Below are 18,779 nucleotides of genomic sequence, written 5' to 3'. Positions count from 1 at the left end.
CGACCGGCCCGCCAGCAGCTGTCCACATCTCCGAGAACCTCCTCTCCGCGATGAGTCCGAGCCAGGGTCTGAAGAGGCAGGGCACCGGCGACAAGCGACCAGAGGATCAAGCGAAGCCCAGCCGGTCAGAAGCCCCTGGCGGGGAGGAGGAACGCTCCCGGGACGGCCTCGTGGGTAAGGCGTATGGCCATGGCAGGCCCCAAGCCACCTCAGAAAAGGGGCCCGAGGGGAGGGGACTCTCGAGCGTCAGGTCGAAGCAGGCATGACCTCTGCGCCAGCTGGCAGGTTCAAAAGATTAAATCAGAAACAGGGGAGGGCCGACCGTGAAGCCGAAGGCTGAGTTCGGGGTCTTTGGCGGTTCGGGGTTTTATCGGTTCGCGAAGAGGTCAAGGGGGGTCGCCGTCAGGACCCCATACGGGAAGCCGAGCGCCGGCGTCACCCTCTCCGAGATAGAGGGGAAGAAGGTGGCATTCATCCCGAGACACGGGCTGCATCACGAGTTCCCGCCTCACATGGTCCCTTACAGGGCAAACGTGTTCGCCTTCAAGAAGCTGGGCGTGACCAGGGTCATCGCGCCGAACGCGGTGGGGAGCCTGAAGGCGGAAGTGTGCCCCGGTGACCTCGTCTTCTGCGACCAGTTCGTCAACTTCACCACAGGGAGGAAGGACACCTACTACGACGGCCCCGAGACCACCCACGTCAGTACCGCGTCGCCCTACTGCCCCGAGATGAGGAAGGTCGCGGCGGAGGCTGCTGAAACGCTGGGGCTCAAGTACCACCCCACGGGGACGGTGGTAGTCATCCAAGGGCCGAGGTTCTCGACGAAGTCCGAGAGCAGGTTTTTCTCGCGCCAGGGGTGGGACGTCATCAACATGACCCAGTACCCCGAAGCGGTGCTCGCCCGGGAGCAGGAGATGTGCTTCCTGAACATATCGCTGGTGACAGATTACGACGCCGGCCTGGAGGGTGACCCGACCGTGAAGCCGGTGTCCCACGGCGAGGTCATCCAGGTCTTCAACAGGAACCTCGAGAACCTCAGGAGACTGATCGTCGAGATAGTCAGGCACGTCCCCGAGGAGCGCAGCTGCGACTGTGGGTCCGCTCTGGAGCATGCGAGGCTGAGCGCCTGATGGCCAAGCTGGAAGACGACGTGAAGAAAGCGATCAGGAACATCCCCGACTACCCCAAGAAAGGGATTGGGTTCAAGGACCTGACCACCCTCTGGGGGGACGGGAAGCTCTCGAAAAGGGTCGCCGACGCCCTGGAGCGGCGGTGGAAGGGCGAGAAGCTGGACAAGATAGTCGGGATAGAAGCGAGGGGGTTCATCGTCGGAGCTCCCCTTGCGGACAGGCTCGGGATCGGATTCGTGCCCGCGAGGAAGGTGGGCAAGCTCCCAGCCAAGAAAGTGAGCGTGAGCTACGAGCTGGAGTACGGCAGGCAGGGGTTGGAGATACATACGGATTCGATAAAAAAGGGGGACCGGGTGCTGGTGGTAGACGACCTTCTGGCCACTGGGGGGACCTCCAAGGCGGCAGGGACCCTAGTAGAGAAGCTCGGAGGGAAGGTGGTGGGGTTCTCCTTCGTCACAGAGCTCGGGTTCCTGAACGGCAGGGAGAAGCTGACAGGATACCAGGTCCACTCGATTTCGAAGTATGACTAGGGAAAGGGCGCGGATTGGGGTGATCACAGGGACGGGGGTCACCCAGCACTTTGACCTCCGGAACGCCCGGGCAGTCGACACGCATTACGGGCGTGCTATGGTGTACGAGCCTGGCGGCTATGTCGTGATCCCCAGGCACGGGGCGGCCCACAAGAATCCTCCCCATGGCATCAATTACAGGGCCAACATCGCTGCCCTCAATCAGCTGGGGGTGAGGTCGGTGATAACAAGCAGTGCCGTCGGGTCCATGGACCCGCAGCTGAAGGTGGGGGGCCTCGGGCTGGTCGGACAGTTCCTCGACTTCACCAAGAGGAGGCAGACGACGTTCTACGAGCGCCGGGTCGTGCACACAGACATGACAAACCCCTACAGCGAGCGCCTCAACGGCGAGCTCCTGGCGGCGTCAAGGGAGCTCGGGGTCGGGCTGAAGCCCGGGCTGGTCTACGTCTGCGCTGAAGGTCCCAGGTTCGAGACGGCCGCGGAGATCAGGATGTACAGGATGCTCGGCGGGGACGTGGTCGGGATGACAGGGGTACCCGAGGTCGTCCTGGCCAACGAGATGGGGATGGAGTACGCGTCTGTGGTGGTCGCCACCAACTGGGCTGCCGGGATCCAGCCCAAGGTGAGTCACGAGGAGGTCCTTGAGGTGATGAGACGGTCGGGGAAGAGGGTCAAACAGTTGATAGAGGAGGCGATTTTGGGGATGAGGGGAGAACAAAGACGACCAAAATAGCCGATGGAAAGCTGGCCAAGGACGGGGAGAGGAACTTCCTGTGGGCGAAGGCCCACATGGGGACCGTCGCCGCGCTCGCTGAGAAATATGCGAAGGCGAAGCCGCTCGAGGGGATAAAGATCGGGGTCTGCCTCCACATCACAAAGGAGACATCCGTGCTGATTGATGCGCTCCTCAACGGCGGGGCGGAGGTGAAGCTGGCCGCGGCCAACCCACTGTCCACTCAGGACGACATCGCAGCCTACCTCGCCACCAGGACGGACGTGTGGGCCTGGAGGGGAGAGTCGGCAGAGGAGTATGAATGGTGCATCAGAGAGGTGCTGGGGACCCGCCCGGAGCAGATAATCGACGACGGGGCCGACCTCCATGTGGCAGCCCATGTGGCCAAGGCCAAGGGGATCGTGGGAGGCTCAGAAGAGACGACCACGGGGGTCGTAAGGCTGAAGGCCCTCGAAGCCGAGGGGAAGCTGTCATATCCCGTCATAGCGGTGAACGACGCGAAGACGAAACACATGTTCGATAACAGATACGGGACGGGCCAGAGCACCATCGATGGGATAATGAGGGCCACCGCGCTGCTGCTGGCAGGAAAGAAGGTGGTCGTGGTCGGGTACGGGTGGGTCGGAAGAGGGGTCGCCATGCGGGCACATGGCATGGGAGGGAGGGTCACGGTGGTGGAGGTCGACCCCATCAGGGCCCTGGAGGCCCATCTGGACGGCTTTGAAGTGACGAGCATAGAGGAGGCTGCGAAGGAGGGAGAGCTGTATGTCACCACGACCGGGATGAAGCACGTGATTCCCTACAGCGCAATCGCAGAGATGAAAGAGGGAGCCGTCCTGGCCAACGCAGGGCACTTCGACGTCGAGATAGACGTCAAGACCCTGATGGAGAAGGCGAAGGGAGTCAAGGCAGTGAGACCGAACGTGGACGAGGTCACCCTACCGTCGGGGAAGAAGGTCTACCTCGTCGCCAAGGGGAGGATTGCGAACCTGGTCGCCGCCGAAGGGCACCCCCCCGAGGTGATGCAGATGTCGTTCGCGAACCAGATGATGGCAGCCATCAGGATTCACTCGGACCACGGGAAGATGGAGCGGAAGGTGTACGGGGTCCCGTCTGAGCTCGAGGACGAGGTCGCCAGGGCCGCCCTGAAATCGATGGGGATATCGATCGGGAAGCAGACGACCGAGCAGAAGGAATACGCGAAGAGCTGGAACATCTAGACCAATCTTTATACTGAAACACGGGGAGACGAAACGAGCCGTGGTCAGGAGAGCGAAGAAGGGGCGGGTGCTTGTTCTGTGCGCCCTGCCGTACACGAATGGGGTCCCCCACATCGGGAACCTCGTCGGCTCGCACCTCCCGGCAGACATCTTCGCCAGGTACTGCAGGCTGAAGGGGATGGAGACGGCGTTCATCGGGGGGACGGACGAGAACGGAACCCCCACAGAAGTCTCGGCCCTGGAGCTGAAGATAACCCCGAAGGAGCTGACGGACGAGCTCTACGAGGTCCACAAGTCCATCTATGAGTGGTTCGGAATCTCCTATGACAACTTCTCCAGGACTTCGAACCCGACCCACCACAGTTCGACGCAGGACTTCTTCCGGGTCATCTATAGGAAAGGGTACGTCAGCGAGGGGGTCCAGCGGCTCCCTTACTGCGAGAAGGACAAGATCTTCCTCCCTGACAGATACGTGGAGGGGACCTGCCCTGTATGCGGCTACCAGTTCGCCAGAGGCGACCAGTGCGAAAACTGCTCGACCCTCCTAGACCCCATACAGCTGGTCAACCCCAGGTGCAAGGTCGACGGGAGCACCCCCGTCTTCAAGGACAGCGGCCAGCTCTTCCTGGAGCTGGGGAAGGTCCAGAAGAGGCTCGAAGGGTGGATTTCCACAAGGAAGGCCTGGCGGAGCCAGGTCGTGGCGCTCGCCGAAGGGTGGCTCAAGGAAGGGCTGAAGAAGAGGTCCATCACGCGAGACCTGCGATGGGGGGTCCCCGTCCCCCTGAAAGGATTCGAAGGGAAAGTGTTCTACGTCTGGTTCGACGCCCCCATCGGATACATCTCGGCGACAAAGGAGTGGGCTGCGGCGTCCGGCAAGGAGGATGCATGGAAGGGATTCTGGCTGGACAAGGGGACAAAGGTCTACAACTTCCTCGGGAAGGACAACATACCGTTCCACACCATCTTCTGGCCCGGGATGCTGTTCGCCCACGGCGGGTTCAACCTCCCCTACGACGTCGTCGGGTTGCAGTTCTGCAACTATGAGGGGGACAAGATCTCGAAGAGCAGGAACCGCGGGGTGTTCTGCGAGAGCGTCCCCGAGGCAGGGCTGGACCCGGACATATGGCGGTACTACTTGGTCCACATCATACCGGAGACTCGAGACACCGACTTCAAGTGGGAGGAGTTCAAGAGCAGGGTCAACAACGAGCTCGTGGCCAACATAGGGAACTTCATCCATCGGACGACCACCTTCGCCTGGAACAACTTCGGAGGAGAGGTCACCAGGAGGGGGTGGACCGCGGAAGAGCGGGAGCTGTTGCACCGCGCTTCCACTCTCGCCGGGGAGGCCGAGGGGCTCCTTGAGAGCGTCCACTTCAGGGACGCCCTTTCCAGGGTGCTCGCAGTGGCCGACCTCGGTAACGAGTTCTTCCAGCGGAAACAGCCGTGGAAGCTGGTCAAGGAGAACAGGGGCGAGTGCGAGGAGGTGATACACACGTGCCTCCTGGTCGCCGAGGAAATCGGGGTTCTGCTACAGCCGTTCCTCCCCGGCTCGGCGAAGAAGATCCTAGACCTGCTCTGCACCGACGACAGGAGCCTGGGGAGGGCCAGGAAGCCGCGCAGGGCTTTCAAGATCGGGGCAGCTCCCCAAGTCCCATTCAAGAGGCTGGAGGAGGACCAGATCCAGAAGGCGAAGGCCCTCGCGACCCGGAGCAGGCCGATGAAGGACTACTTCACAGCCTAAGAAGGTCCTGGTTCAGTCGCAGGGCTGGATGGACTCTAGCCCCTCGGAGAGCGCCGTGTCCATCTCGTCATCCAGCGCCCGTGTGCCGAGCACCGCAGCCAGAGGATCGTAGGCGTCGTACTTTGTTGACTTGAACCCTGAGGCGAGGACGCTGACCTGGAGCTGGGCGGAGCCGGTGTAGTCTACGCCGTATTCGACGTCCAGCGCCTCGTTGTCCATTATGGACCCGAGCCTCCCGACGGCGAGGCCGACCTCGCGGGCCGAAAGCAAGTCATCCGAGTTCAGGCTCACGACCGCCCTGCTGGCGTCCCTGGTCTCCGCTATCCTCCCGAGGGAAACAGCGGCACCCGCCAGCGCGTCTTCGGCTTTCTCATCCCCTCCGCTGCTGGACACCCCCAGCAGGGAATAACCGTCCTGTATCACAGCGCCCAGGAACTTGTTGAGCCCGACAGGACGAGAGCCCTCTCCCGACGCAGCAAGCAGCGAGCCGAGGGCCTTGACCGCTGCCTTGTTAGCGGAGTCGTAGAGGTCCGCCAGGGTCGAGTCCTCGGGCGAGGAGTGCATCAGGGTGTCGTTGTCGACCACCACCACCCCCTTCGACGCGGCCCGCAGGCGCCTCAGAGAGACCCCCGCATAGAACTTCATCTTCTTCTCGAAATCAAACGGCATCACCGCCACCCCAATCGCGGTTGCCCCGCACTCGGCCGCCACGGCCGCCACCACCGGAGCGAGGCCGCTCCCCGTGGCGCCCCCCAGCCCTGCCACAACCAGGACCACCTTGGACCCCCCGATGGAGTCTTTGATCCTCTGCCTGTAACGGATGGAGAGCCCGCGCACCATCGAAGGGGTCATCTTCTGGTCGATGGGAGACTCGATGAGGATGGAGTCCCCTGAGTCAACGGGCGAGAAGTCCTCCTTGTCGCAGGAAACGTAGGCGTATCTGTCGACTACCAGTGTCTTTCTGCTCAGCAGGGAGACGATCCTAGTCCCTGCACTTCCAATACCTACTGCGGCGACACCTCTGCTGTTTTGGGCGATCATGTCCGGAGCGCACACCTAGGTATTGGCGCGAATAAACAAGGCCACCACTCAATATTGTTGACGACAAAGTAGTTTTTGTTTACCCCAAGTCCGTTGATAGGCTCGGGTTATTTTCTGACCCGCGGGCCGGGCTGTTCCTCGTTGACAAGCCTGTTGACCAGCTCGTCCAGCATATGCCCTGAGCACTCCACCCTGACCGTTAGGACACCGTCGACTGACAGTGCCGCCGCCCTGATGCTCCTGCCGGTGTCGACAGCGATGGGGCTGTAGGCCGAGAGAGGCTGGAACCCGATTCTGATGGAGCCGGTGGCCATCTCCGAGACTTCGGTCACTATGTTCAGCTCTCCGAACCTCCTCTTGGTTTCTTCGTCCACGAGCTCGTCGAGCTTTTCCCCTACGCGCCTGGAGAGTTCGCTGGGCAATCTGCAGCTATTGACTTTCTGAGCCTATAAGACCTTTGGGTCACCAGTGGACCTTCAGGGTGAGCGGGTGGGAAGCTTTCACATCGTCGACCTTCCCTACGCTCGTGTTCCGTGGGACATCCCCCAGGGTGCCGGCCTTCATCTTTCCGTAGATCTCGTTAAGAGCGGCGGCGTACTCGTCGAGGACTTCCACCGGCTCTGACTCGGTGGGCTCGATCATCAGCGCCTCGTGGACGATCAGGGGGAAGTACACCGTGGGGGCGTGCATGCCGTAATCGAGGACGGCTTTCGCCACCGTCATGGCTGCTCCAGGGAGCTCGCTCTTCACCGACACCACGGCTTCATGCTTCCTGCGGAGGTCTGCCCCGTGTGAGACCGGGAAGGCATCCGGGTCGAGGCTCTTCCAGAGGTAGTTGGCGGCGAGCACCGCCAGGGATGACACGTCCTTCAGCCCCGTGGCGCCGAGCAGGCGCATATACACGTAGGCGCGGAGGAGAACGGCCGAGTTCCCGACGAATCCCTTGAGGGGGCCTATGGAGTGCTTGAGTCCGTAGTCGAGGGAGTACCCCCTCTTCCCCTTCGACACGACAGGCACGGGCAGGTATTCGGCCAGGCGCCCCGTCGCTCCTACCGGTCCGGCCCCGGGGCCGCCGCCGCCGTGGGGGGTGGCGAAGGTCTTGTGGAGGTTCAGGTGAGCCACGTCGAAACCGAAGTCCGCAGGACGCGCCCTGCCGAGGAGGGCGTTCATGTTCGCGCCGTCGTAATACATGAGCCCGCCAGCGTCGTGGACGGAGTCGCACACCTCGGCGGCCTCCGACTCGAAGAGGCCCAGGGTGTTGGGGACGGTGAACATCATCCCCGCCGTCTTGTCAGAGCAGAGCTCCTTTACCGCGCTGGCCCTTACCTGGCCGCTGCCGTCGGACGGGACCTTGACCACCCTGAAGCCGGCCATGGCTGCGCTCGCCGGGTTCGTCCCGTGGGCGGAGTCCGGGACAAGTATCTCGTCTCTCGCTTCTCCCCCGTGGTCCGAGAGGAAGCTGCGGATCATCAGGACGCCCGCCAGCTCACCCTGGGCGCCCGCGGCTGTGGAAAGGGAGAACCGGTCCATCCCGGTGACTTCGCAGAGCCCTCGCTCGAGCTCGTAGAAGATCGAGAGGAGCCCCTGGACGGTCTCGTCCGGCTGGAGCGGGTGTGCGTTCTTCATCCCGTCGGAGGAAGCGATGATCTCAGAGACCTTTGGGTTGTATTTCATCGTACAGCTCCCAAGAGGGTACATCCCTAGTTCAACTGAGAAGTTCATCTGCGAGAGGCGGTTGAAGTGCCGTAGGACCTGGAGTTCCGAGAGCTCAGGGAGCCTGGGCGACTCCCTCCTCATGGCCGCAGGGACAAGGGACGAAGGGTCTCTGAACCTTGACCTGATCGTAGGGTCGACAGGGACCGAGCTTCCTACCCTCCCGGGGGTGCTCAGGTCCTTGATGAGGGGCTCGTCCCACTCGGCCTGCCTGAACTTCATCCTATACCGCCTCCTCCAGCGCCCCAGCCAGCCGCTCGATGTCGTCCCTGGTGTGGACCTCCGTGACGCAGAAGAGCCCCGCCTCCGCACGGAGCCCGAACTCGTCGCCGATGGGATATCCGGCCAGGACGCCGTTCGTTGCGAGTTTACGGTAGACCGTCTCAGCCTTCGCCTTCCGGTAGGAGACGACGAACTCCTTGAAGTAAGCTCCGCCGAAGTGTGGAGACCTGACCCCCTTGACGCCCGAGAGTCTCTTCGCCGCGAAGTGAGAATTCGAGATGACGCTCTCCCCCAGGCTCCGGAAGCCCTCCTTCCCGAGAAGGGAGAGGTAGCTTGCGGCGGCGACCGCCATGAGGGACTGGTTGGTGCAGACGTTGGACATCGCAGCCTCCCTTCTGATGTGCTGCTCCCTCGCCTGCAGGACCATGGCGAACGCCTTGCGCCCCGGGTCAGAGACGGGGCTCGTGAGCCCGATGAGCCGCCCCGGCATGCTCCTTGCCAGTTTGATATCTTTGACGGCGAAGATACCCAGGTGAGGGCCTCCGTAGTTCATGGGGATGCCGAGGGGCTGGCCCTCTCCTACGACTATGTCGGCCCCGTAGGCCCCGGGCTCCTTCACCAGTGACAGAGAGATCGGGTCGACCCCGACTACCACAAGCCCTCCTGCGGCGTGCACCTTGGCGGCAGCCTCGGCGATGCCCTCTTCTATGACCCCGAAGTAGTTGGGGCACTCCACGTAAAGGCAGGCGACGTCGTCGGAGATCTTTCGCCCGAGGCCATCCAGGTCGAGTGTCCCATCGGCCTTGCTGAACCCGACGGTGTCGAGGGTAAGCCCCATCGGGCGGGTGTAGGTCCGTATCACGTCCTTCCTGCGAGGTCCAGAGCTGGCAGCGAGGATCGCCCTCCTCCTCCCTGTGACCCTTGCGGCCATCCTCACCGCCTCTCCGGCGGCAGAAGCCCAGTCGTATAGCGAGCTGTTGCAGGCCTCCATCCCCAGCAGGTCGCTCATCAGGCTCTGGTACTCGAAAAGCGCCTGTAGCATCCCCTGGCTGACCTCGGCCTGGTAAGGCGTGTAGGCGGTGTAGAACTCCTGCCTTGAGGTTATCGACTCCACGGCCGCCGGAACGTAGTGCGGCCACACCCCGCCGCCCAGGAAGCACAGTGCGCCCGGAGGGGTGACGTTCCCTGACAGCCGGGTCAGGGTCTCACGCCTTACCAGATACTCCGACTCCGCTTCTGGTATCCTCAGCTTCCGTTTCAGTTTCACATTCTCGTGGATGTCAGAAAACAGGTCTTCGATGTCGGCGGCTCCCGCCTTCTGGAGCATCTTCCTGACAAGCCCCTCGTCGAGGTTCGGGAGGAAGGGATGGTGCCTTCGGCCTCCTTGCATTTCTTAGGTCCGAAAAACGCTTAAAATAAGAACGTAGCGGCGACTGAGCAGTTCCAATGAAGCGTCTGGCGTCCGTGGTCATCCTGCTCTTGATCGTCCTGGGGTTCGTCCCTGCCATGGGGGCCGTCCACGCGCAGGGATCGCCTTCCATCGCAGTCAAGAGCACCTACACCCTCAACACGTATGGGTTCGCGGTGGTAAACGAGACGGTGATCTACACGAACAACTCGACTTCGCCCTTGGCGCCGCCGTCGGTCGAAGTGGGGATCGGGAGCCTCTCCTCGCTCGCCGTCGCCTGCTCCATGTATGCTCCCCAGCAGGAGGCATGCTCAGGCCCGTCAGGAGGTCCGTACACCGTATCCTACTCTGGCTCGATACAGCCCGGAAACTCGACCAGTGTGAAGGTGTCCGTGCTGCTCAACAACGTTGTGACCAACGAGAACGGCACCCTCCGGGTCTCCGCCCTGACGTCCCCCTCGGTGAGCACGAAAGTCGCGAGCCTGGTGAACCAGATACAGCTCCCTCAGTCCACCTACTTCGAAGCGACGCTGAAGGGATTCAGCGAGAGGAACAACCCGACGAACACGACCTATTCGTTCACGGAGACAGGCGTGCCGTCCCAGGCCGCCAATACGACGTTGGCGTACATCTCGAAGGGGTCGGAAGGATCCTTCAACCCGCTCCGAGTGTTCTACGTCAACAGGACGGTGACCGCCCTCCCTAGCGGAGACCCGCTCATCACGGACGAGATCGAGTTCGAGAACCTCGGGATCCAGCCTCTTACGAGCCTCTCCGTCTCCATCCTCGGTCCGGCCAGCACCCAGGTGACGATCCTCACTGTCAAGGGGAATGAGCCCGTGCTCCTGAGCCCGACGACGGAGCTTCTGTCGAACGGCGCCATAGACCTGACTCCTTTTGCCCTGGGATACCCGTCCAACGGGGTGCAGTCAGGAGCCAATTTCACCCTCAGGTTCCAATACCCCCTTGGAGCGGCATACTACACGGTAAAGGGCGGAGAGGTGACCGTCAGCATCCCGGAGGCGCCCCCGGTGAAGGCCTTCGTCGGCTCATACTCTATCCTGCTGTCCCTCCCTCAGGGCGCGAGGCAGGCAGCGGCTCCTCCGGGAGGCCTTGGGGCCGCGACCCCCTGGCAGGTAGGAGAGGCCACCATGTCATACACCATCACCGCGGGGTGGTTCCTGGACGGAGGCGTCCCTATGGCCTCCGTGGTGTTCATCCTCCTCCTGATAGGGCTCTTCGCAGTACGGACCACCACGTCTCCCGCCGACGAGGAAGAGGAGGAAGAGGAGACGTCGTCAGAGCTAGCATCTGCGATGATCACGGCCTTCGATGAGAAGACCAACGTCATCAATGGCCTCTGGCCCGAGATAGACGGAAAGGATCCCAACGAGCTCGACCGGGCATACTTCGACGAGTTACGGGGACGCCTGGACTCCTTGAGGAGCAAAGCCATTCAGAGGCTGAACGAAACGAGGCAAAAGTCGGCGAGCCAGAAGTTCTCAGAGGTGGTCAACCAGATTCAGGCGACGGAAAGAGAGGTGGACAGAGCGGCCAAGGACAAGCTGAACCTCTACCAGCAGTACTATCTGCGGCAGATGAGGAAGGAGGTGTTCGACAGACTGCTCCCGCAATACTCGAAGAGGCTGGAAAGGGCTCTCAACCAGCTTTCAGACGAGCTCCACACCGTCCAGCGCGAAGCCAAACTCCTCTAGACGCCGGCGCCTGCCGGGGGCAGATTTATGAGGCGGAGGAGGGAATAACCTACAGAAATGGAAGACAGTGCAGAGAAGCTGGTGATAATCGGGTCAGGGCCGGCTGGGCTCACCGCCGCGATCTACGGCTGCCGGGCAGACCTCGCGCCCCTCGTGTTCACGGGGACCAAGTACGGAGGACAGCTCATGCTCACGAGCGAAGTTGAGAATTTCCCCGGTTTCCCTGACCCAGTCCTCGGTCCCGACCTCGTCGGCAAGATGAGAGCCCAGGCAGAGCGCCTAGGCGCCCGGCTAGTCCAGGAGGACGTCATCGGAGTGGATTTCAAGAAGTACCCGTTCGAGGTCCGCACCGGCACTGGAGTCACCAGGGCGCTTTCCGTGATAGTCGCCACGGGCGCGAACCCCAGACGGCTGAACCTAGAGTCGGAGATGAAGCTCATGGGCAAAGGGGTCTCCAACTGCGCAGTCTGCGACGGCTTCTTCTTCCGTGGGAAGAAGGTCGCCGTGGTGGGCGGGGGGGACACTGCCATGGAGGAGGCCACGTTCCTTACCAAGTTCGCTTCCACGGTCCAGGTCATCCATCGGAGGGACGAGCTCAGAGCGAGCGCCGCCCTGAAGAAAGAAGCCGAAGAGAACCCAAAGATCAGCTTCGTCTGGGACTCGGCCGTCACCGATGTGATAGGGAGCGGGAAGGTGCAGGGAGTCAAGGTCAGGAACCTGAAGACTGGAGCCGAGAGCGAGCTCCCGGTGGACGGGCTCTTCGTAGCGATCGGATACGAGCCCAACACTGACGTGTTCAGGGGGGAGTTGGAACTCGACCCGAAGGGGTATATCGCCGTGAAGAACCATACTGAGAGCAGCGTGCCGGGGGTCTTCGTCGCCGGAGACGTGCACGACTTCCGCTACAGGCAGGCCATCACCGCCGCGGCGGATGGGTGTAAGGCGCTCCTGGACGCGGAGAGGTTCGTGAAGCAGAAGCTGGAAGCGGCGATACCTATCCGATAACCGAGACGAACCTGTCTTCCGAGAAGGACCTGCTCAGGGGCCCGACGATTGGGGTCTGGTACCCGCACGACACGCACCTGCTCTTCCCGTCCAGATTGTAACCGAGGATCTCATATCCGTGGCGCTTGACCAGGACCGCCTTGCACCCGGGACAGTAGGTGCTCTCGTCGGGGTGGCCTGGGACGTTCCCCACGTAGACGTAGTTGAGCCCCGCCTTCCTCCCGATGGCGACGTGCCGCTCCAGGGTCTCGACGGGGGTCCATGGAAGGTCCATCATCTTATAGTCGGGATGAAATCGGAGGAAGTGGACCGGGGTGTCGGGCCCGAGGTTTTCGTAGACGAACCGACAGAGCTTCTCAGCCGCGTCCAGGGACTCTCCGACCTGGGGGACGACCAGGTCTGTTATCTCCATGTGGACCTTCGCCCGGCGTTTGATCTCCAAGAGGCTCTGGAAGATGGGGTCAGCGTCGGGAATAGAGATGTATCTCCTGACGAACCCCGTCTCCCCGCTCCCCTTGAAGTCGACGGTCACGCAATCCAGGAAGTCGTCCATCATTGCGACGGCCTCCGGGGTGTCGTAGCCGTTGGAGACGAAGATGTTGAAGAGGCCCTTCGACCTCGCGATCCTCCCGACGTCCCTGGCGTACTCCATGAAAATCGTCGGCTGGTTGTAGGTGTAGGCCATCCCCTCGCAGCCGTACCGAAGGGCGTTGTCTACCAGCTCTTCGGGAGTTGCTTCGATCCCCTCTATCTTCCTCAGCTGACTGATGTCGCTGTTCTGGCAGTAAGAGCACGCCCACGAACACCCGCTCGTGGCGATTGAGAATATCTTGGACCCGGGCCTGTAGTGCACCACGGGCTTCTTCTCTATGGGGTCGATATGGCCAGCCATCACCCTGCCATAGACGAGGAGGTAGAGGCTCCCTCCTACGACCCCGCGTACCCCGCAGAATCCGACCTGTCCCTCCCCTATCTGGCACTGCCTGGCACAGGCCGTGCACTGGACCCTGCCGCTCGGGAGCTTGCGGTACAGCTCGGCGGCTTTCCCAGAGGGCTCCGCCAGGCTAGGTCTCGGGGACATAGCACTCCGGCAAATCGTTCTCTTACCATTAAGGGTTGCAGGCAACAGGGGGAGCTGAGAGCGACCGAGTAAACGGTTATAACATATGTTATTTCGCGGCCTAGGATGGTCAGCCTCGTCGAGTCCCTTGCGCTCTCGGCGGTCATGGGTTTCTCGATCTACCTTTCACTCCCCCTCATCCTCCGCAGGAACCAAGACCTGAAGACGGCGAGCTTCCTGAGCGCCGTGGCTGTCGGCATACTGGTTTTCCTGATAAGCGACGTCTTCCTCGACGCGGCCGGCTCTCTCTACAACGGCTCGCTGTACGGCTACGGCTCGTCAGCTGCCTACGACCTTGTGTTCGCTCTGTCGCTGACGTCAGGGTTCCTGCTCCTCTTCGTGGTCGGGAACAGGAGCAAGGTGGGGCACAGTCCCGTCCAGCTGGCACTTTTCATCGCCCTGGGGATCGCGTTCCAGAACTTGGCCGAAGGGCTTCTTTTCGGCGCCTTGAGCGTGGGCATAGGTCTGACGGGCACCGCACTGGTGGTGCTCGTGGGGTTCGTTTTCCAGAACTCCACTGAAGGTTTCCCCATAGCGTCCCCCTTCCTCGGCTCGACGGAAAGAAAGGGAGGCACCATAGCCGCGGCCCTGTTCGTAGGAGGGTTACCCACCATCCTGGGAGGGGGCATCGGATACTTCTACAATGCGACTGCTTTCGACCTGGTCTTCTACGGCCTCGCGATAGGGACGATGCTCTACGTCATCCTCCCGATGCTGAGACATCTGCTCTCTCAGCCTTACGAGTGGAGCCTCGGGGTCACCTATGCCGGGGTCTTCGTCGGGTTCATGCTGGGTTTCGCGGTCAACCTCGTGTAGACGTGGGCGGTCGGGGGCTCCCGTCCGGCGCGGGCTGCGCGCCATCCGCGTGGAGAGGTGAGGGGACCGCTGGTAATCCCCCGCGGAGACCAAGAGCTTTTTGAAAAGGCATCTGGGCATCCCTCCGTTGTTCAGGTCTGTGGAGGCTCCAGGCGGTTTGGAAGGACAGGGCCGGCCATGCAGGGGACGCCCTCTGAACGCATCCGTCCGAAGGCGCTCCCATCGATCAGATGACGGGGGAGTCGTAGCTTCCCCGCCCAGGGCTCCAGGAGCCAGGGTCGCCGGACGCGTCATGCTGGTCGTCGTAGTGGTCGTCATCGTGGCGGCGGGGGCGGTGCTGCTCGCCCTTCCGACCTCGACACCGCTTGCGCCGACGACCGGAAGCACCACAGTCTCCAGAGGGGCCGACGCCATCGTGGCCTCCGCCGCGCAGGCCGACCCCGCAGGTTTCACCCTCGCGACGTCGGTGCAGCAGCCCTCCGTCAGCAGCTACTGGGCCACCCTGCAGAACTCCGACGGCTCGGAAGCGAACGTAACCGCGATCGTGTTCCCCTCCGCCAACGCCTCCTTGGCGTACTTCGACAGCCTCGTCGCCGGGGTCAGGGGCCTCCCCGGCTACACCGACGTCTCTGCGATCCTGACCCCGTTCCAGCGCTACGGGGCATGCTATGGATATGGAGAGGACGTCGACAACATAGCCGTGGTCAACGGGTTCTGCGTCAAGGGGAACGCGTTCCTTCAGGTCCATCTGGTTTCTGGCATAGCGTTCTCGTCTCTGGAAGAGGACCTCGCAAGCATCATGGGAGCGCTCTACCAGAGCGCCACCTAGGGGCAGGCTCCCGCAGGCGCATGGGAAAGAGAGGGGGACAGGAACGGCCCGATCCGCGCTCCGATGGTCGCGAGGGGAGCTTCCCGCTCCGTTCGCCCAGGGGCTGCACCGAGCCTGGTGGCCAGACTGCATGAACCGAGCAGGCCCCGACCTGGTCAATGCGATAGCCCGGCCTGGATTCGAACCAGGGTCGAAGGCTCCAAAGGCCTCCATCCTTGACCAACTAGACGACCGGGCTGCGGGACGACGCAGGTCTCGCTGGTGATTTAGGCTTGATTGACGGCGCTCTGGACCGACCTTACTATCTGGGGGACCGGGTCTTCCATCGAATTCAAGATGCGTCTTGCCTTCTCCGCCAGCCTCGTCCTGAACCCGTCCCTGAGGAGAAGCCTGGCGTGAGACAGGAGCGACGCCTTGGATCCCGCCTTCGCCAGGAGCCCCACCGATCGGAGGTACCTGTCGGTGTAGAGCGAGCCCTGGAAGGCGGAGATGGCAGGGATCCCCATCAGCGCGGCCTCCGCGGTCATTGTACCACCCATGCCGACGAAAAGGTCGGTGGCAGCCAGCAGGCCACGGCCGCTGACGACTTCGTCCGGGACGGTCCAGCTGGAGCCGTACCTTTTCCGGATCTCTTCGACCTGATAATCGTACCTGCAGAGCGCGACATGGTTGGCGTCAGGGAACGCATCGAGGAGCGCGGTGAGGACGTCGTCTATCCATCCGGCGTCGGCCTTGGCAAGGTAGGGCGCGTCGCTCTCCTGGACCCTGACCGTGATCGTCTTCTTTGAACCGTCCAGCTTCGGCACCGGGCCCGGCGCGGGGTCCCTCTTCAGCCAGGCTGCCGGGTCCAACGCCCTGTACGTTGTCACTTGCTCCCGCCTGATGCCGAAAGGCTGCCATGCCCTGTAGGGGATGATCCAGGGGCAGAGCAGGCGGTAGCTCAGAGGGACGGAGAGCCTCGCAGCCACTTCCGAGTGAGGTGAGTCGTTTACGGCGATGTGCCTGATGCGGAGGCCGTAGGCGACCCTGGCGCAGACCGCCGACGCCAGCGAGACAGCCACATGGGGGCGGAAGTCCTTCACCATGGGGATGATCGCTTCCTGTCTCCTAGTCGCCGCCAGTAGCTGCTCTTCGGACCCCTTCTTCCCTCGCTCCCCCACGTAGGCGAGCTCCACCCCCGCTTGCTCCGCCACGGGAGCCACTTCCCTGTACGCCCTGGAGGTCGCCAGGACTTCTGCTCCGGACGCCTCTAGCTCCTCGATGACCGGCCCGAAGAACAGGACCTGCTTCGGTGTCAGGATATCCAGCCACGCACGCAATCCGCTCGAGCTCTCGCGGGGCCGGCGGAGCGCCTTCATACTAATCCGTTTGCCCTCCTTCCGAGGCGCCTCTTTCAAAGTATAATACCGAACGGTCGCCCGGCCACGACGAGCTTTTGCCAAAGATCAGAGTCGCCATGTACGGCCTGACGAGCGAGGCGTACAGGCTCGCCGCGGACCTCGGAGAAAAGGCCCAGGTGACCATAGTCGACGAGACCCTTCAGATGGCCATGGACATTGATCCTGCGTTCCTGAAGAAGAACCCCAGCCTGCAGGAGGTCATGGCCGGGGAGCCGCTCCTAAGCTTCAAGCCTCTGGAGCAGGTGCTCGGAGACTCTCAGGTCGTCTTCTTCACCCCGAAGCTCAGGCGGCCCTCAGAGGAGGCCCTCATCGAAGCAGGGACGAAGCTGAGGGACCTCTCCAAGTACCTCTCCGAGGGGGTCACCCTGGTGAACTCGCTTCCCACCGGGCCAGGCGGGAACTCGGACAACATCATGCTCATAGAGAAGCAGACCGGGCTGAGGGTCGGCGCCACCATGACCTACTCCTACATGCCTCTGAAGCCCAGAGAACCGAAGCCGGCCGTGGTCTCCGCCGCGGGGCTCCAGGAGAAGGGTCCGTTGGAGGCGCTGGGTTTCTCCCCCAACTCCCAGAACGTCTTCTCGGCCGAGCTGGAGTATGCGTCGTCGGTGATAGAGGACGCGGTGTCCTCGGTGACCGAGATCGAGATGGCAAGGAGGGCGAGGGAGGCGAAGGTGGCATTCCAGCGAGGCTCGGACGTCTATCTTGACGAGTTCACCAGATATCTCTACGAGCTCAAAGCGATACAGTCGAGCGAGGAGACAGGGGAGTCGATCTCCTATCTGGCGGGGGCGACCCTGAAGAGCTTCGACAACTACGTCAGGTACGTCGTAGATGAGACCAGGGAGGTGCTGAAGGAGAAGCAGCTGAAGGCGAGCAGGACCAAGATCACCCTACTCTGGAGCCTTGACAGGTACGAGATGCGCGGGGAACGGCTCCAGGTCGCAGAAAGCATCCAGCAGAGGCTGAGGGACTACGTGACCGACGTCGTCCTTGTGTCCGGGGAGAGGCTCAAGGGTGGAGCGGAGATCTTCGACCCCCTGAAGCACAACGTGGTCATTGTCTGCTCGAAGGCAGACCAGGACTCCCTGAAGGGTGCGAGGAGGGGGCTGAGGAGCGCCGAGTCGACTCTGATATCGGCGACCCCCGGACTGAAGAGGGAGTGAGCGCGCCATAACCCTATATCCGTACCATCCAGGGTGGCGAATCCGATGACGCGGATAGGGGTCGTGGGCACCGGCGGATGGGGGAAGAACCACGTCCGGGTCCTGAACGAGCTCCAGTGCCTAGCCGCGGTCTGCGACATGGACAGGGAGAGGGTCGAGGCGTTCTCGGAAAAGTTCCACGTCCCGGGGTACACCTCCCTCGAGTCGATGCTGGAGAAGGAGAAGCTGGACGGGGTGACGATCTGCACCCCTGCCACCACCCACTTCAAGGTCGCGACGGAGGCGCTGGCCCACGGGATGCACATCTTCGTCGAGAAGCCCATGACCACCACGGTCGCGGACGGGGAGGCGCTCATCGAAGCAGCGAAGAAAGCCAACAGGGCCCTGACCGTGGGGTTCATCGAGAGGTTCAATCCGCCCATAACCGCGCTGAAGCAGATGATATCCGGGGGGAAGATGGGGGACCCCATCCTTCTCGAGTTCCACAGGGAGAACAGGAGGGGGGCAAGCATAAGCGACGTGGGCATAGTCAAGGACGCCTCGGTCCACGACATCGACACGGCGTGCTGGCTCTTCGACGACGTCCCCAAGGTCGTCTACGCCAGGGTCGGGTCGATGAGGGTCCCCCCAGAGCACGAAGACTTCGCCACCATACTCCTCGGGTTCTCAGGGCAGAAAACCGCGTTCCTCGTCACGAACTGGATAACCCCGAACAGGGTCAGGACGCTGAGCGCCGTCTTTTCTGGCGGGGTGGTGGACGTCGACTTCGTGACGCAGCAGACGAGCATCCACGAGGGTGCTGCCACCACGGTCCCTACGAGGCCCTATCAGGAGCCGCTCATGCTCGAGCTGAAGGAGTTCGTCTCCGCCATCCAGGAAAAGAGGCAGCCCCTGGTCACCGGGAGGGACGCCCTTAACACCCTCAGGGTGGCTGAAGGGGTGCTCGCGTCGAGCTCTTCAGGGGCGCCGATCTATCTCGGGTGAGAG

General features: G+C 62.4%; 17 protein-coding genes and 1 tRNA gene. 11 read left to right on the top strand and 7 right to left on the bottom strand.

Annotated features, from left to right (window positions below; translation table 11 throughout):
* Positions 1-323: 323 nt before the first annotated feature.
* From JRN21_01235 to metG, 5 genes are read left to right on the top strand one after another with little or no spacing between them, the layout of a single operon-like run.
* Entirely contained in the window at positions 324-1,130 is an 807-nt protein-coding gene (locus tag JRN21_01235; GenBank protein ID MDG6987931.1) for an S-methyl-5'-thioadenosine phosphorylase, read from the top strand.
* Positions 1,130-1,660, top strand: coding sequence for an adenine phosphoribosyltransferase (locus JRN21_01230; protein MDG6987930.1), 531 nt, complete (start codon positions 1,130-1,132; stop codon positions 1,658-1,660). The genes JRN21_01235 and JRN21_01230 overlap by 1 nt, the downstream gene beginning before the upstream one ends.
* Positions 1,653-2,393: an MTAP family purine nucleoside phosphorylase gene (locus JRN21_01225; GenBank protein ID MDG6987929.1), complete on the top strand. Its 741-nt coding sequence runs from the start codon at positions 1,653-1,655 to the stop codon at positions 2,391-2,393. The genes JRN21_01230 and JRN21_01225 overlap by 8 nt, the downstream gene beginning before the upstream one ends.
* Positions 2,390-3,613, top strand: coding sequence for an adenosylhomocysteinase (locus tag JRN21_01220; protein ID MDG6987928.1), 1,224 nt, complete (start codon positions 2,390-2,392; stop codon positions 3,611-3,613). Before JRN21_01225 ends, JRN21_01220 begins: the two co-directional genes overlap by 4 nt.
* A 40-nt stretch (positions 3,614-3,653) precedes the next feature.
* A complete protein-coding gene (gene metG / locus JRN21_01215) occupies positions 3,654-5,357 on the top strand; it encodes a methionine--tRNA ligase (protein ID MDG6987927.1) in 1,704 nt (567 codons plus the stop codon).
* 12 nt (positions 5,358-5,369) lie between these two features.
* Here the strand turns inward: metG and JRN21_01210 are convergent, their stop codons facing one another.
* The 4 genes from JRN21_01210 to gcvPA all read right to left on the bottom strand — a co-directional run bounded on the left by JRN21_01210 (position 5,370) and on the right by gcvPA (position 9,723).
* Positions 5,370-6,398, bottom strand: a complete 1,029-nt coding sequence (locus JRN21_01210; protein ID MDG6987926.1) for a hypothetical protein — start codon at positions 6,396-6,398, stop codon at positions 5,370-5,372.
* Between the two features lie 107 nt (positions 6,399-6,505).
* Positions 6,506-6,820 carry a hypothetical protein gene (locus tag JRN21_01205; protein ID MDG6987925.1) on the bottom strand — a complete coding sequence of 105 codons (315 nt, stop codon included), beginning with the start codon at positions 6,818-6,820 and terminating at the stop codon, positions 6,506-6,508.
* Between the two features lie 40 nt (positions 6,821-6,860).
* The gene (gene gcvPB, locus JRN21_01200) at positions 6,861-8,333 is read right to left on the bottom strand and encodes an aminomethyl-transferring glycine dehydrogenase subunit GcvPB (GenBank protein ID MDG6987924.1); all 1,473 of its coding nucleotides are present in this window, start codon (positions 8,331-8,333) and stop codon (positions 6,861-6,863) included.
* A gap of 1 nt (position 8,334) precedes the next feature.
* Entirely contained in the window at positions 8,335-9,723 is a 1,389-nt protein-coding gene (gene gcvPA / locus JRN21_01195; GenBank protein MDG6987923.1) for an aminomethyl-transferring glycine dehydrogenase subunit GcvPA, read from the bottom strand.
* Positions 9,724-9,779: 56 nt separating this feature from the next.
* Between gcvPA and JRN21_01190 the strand changes: the two genes are divergently transcribed.
* Together JRN21_01190 and trxB are read left to right on the top strand one after the other, a co-directional pair.
* Positions 9,780-11,456 (top strand): hypothetical protein, encoded by a 1,677-nt coding sequence (locus JRN21_01190; GenBank protein ID MDG6987922.1) that lies wholly within the window; start codon positions 9,780-9,782, stop codon positions 11,454-11,456.
* 57 nt (positions 11,457-11,513) lie between these two features.
* Complete coding sequence (trxB, locus tag JRN21_01185; protein ID MDG6987921.1) at positions 11,514-12,461, top strand: thioredoxin-disulfide reductase; 948 nt, start codon at positions 11,514-11,516, stop codon at positions 12,459-12,461.
* On the opposite strand, the gene amrS is transcribed toward trxB, so the two are convergent.
* Positions 12,451-13,542 carry an AmmeMemoRadiSam system radical SAM enzyme gene (gene amrS, locus JRN21_01180; protein ID MDG6987920.1) on the bottom strand — a complete coding sequence of 364 codons (1,092 nt, stop codon included), beginning with the start codon at positions 13,540-13,542 and terminating at the stop codon, positions 12,451-12,453. The two genes, trxB and amrS, sit on opposite strands and share 11 nt — an antisense overlap.
* 105 nt (positions 13,543-13,647) lie before the next feature.
* Between amrS and JRN21_01175 the strand changes: the two genes are divergently transcribed.
* A complete protein-coding gene (locus tag JRN21_01175) occupies positions 13,648-14,397 on the top strand; it encodes a hypothetical protein (GenBank protein ID MDG6987919.1) in 750 nt (249 codons plus the stop codon).
* A 292-nt stretch (positions 14,398-14,689) separates the two neighbouring features.
* Complete coding sequence (locus JRN21_01170; protein ID MDG6987918.1) at positions 14,690-15,226, top strand: hypothetical protein; 537 nt, start codon at positions 14,690-14,692, stop codon at positions 15,224-15,226.
* A 164-nt stretch (positions 15,227-15,390) separates the two neighbouring features.
* On the opposite strand, the gene JRN21_01165 is transcribed toward JRN21_01170, so the two are convergent.
* Both JRN21_01165 and JRN21_01160 read right to left on the bottom strand, forming a co-directional pair.
* A tRNA-Gln gene (locus JRN21_01165) sits at positions 15,391-15,464 on the bottom strand.
* Between the two features lie 28 nt (positions 15,465-15,492).
* Positions 15,493-16,584 carry a DUF354 domain-containing protein gene (locus JRN21_01160; protein ID MDG6987917.1) on the bottom strand — a complete coding sequence of 364 codons (1,092 nt, stop codon included), beginning with the start codon at positions 16,582-16,584 and terminating at the stop codon, positions 15,493-15,495.
* A 77-nt stretch (positions 16,585-16,661) separates the two neighbouring features.
* Between JRN21_01160 and JRN21_01155 the strand changes: the two genes are divergently transcribed.
* Positions 16,662-17,792, top strand: coding sequence for a hypothetical protein (locus JRN21_01155; protein MDG6987916.1), 1,131 nt, complete (start codon positions 16,662-16,664; stop codon positions 17,790-17,792).
* 45 nt (positions 17,793-17,837) lie between these two features.
* Positions 17,838-18,776, top strand: coding sequence for a Gfo/Idh/MocA family oxidoreductase (locus JRN21_01150; GenBank protein ID MDG6987915.1), 939 nt, complete (start codon positions 17,838-17,840; stop codon positions 18,774-18,776).
* The last annotated feature ends 3 nt before the right edge of the window (positions 18,777-18,779 follow it).

The sequence above is a fragment of the Nitrososphaerota archaeon genome, assembly GCA_029785825.1.
GTDB lineage: Archaea > Thermoproteota > Nitrososphaeria > Nitrososphaerales > Gagatemarchaeaceae > UBA183.
Note: the sequence above shows the minus strand (reverse complement) of the source record. Positions and strands in the feature narration are given on the sequence as shown.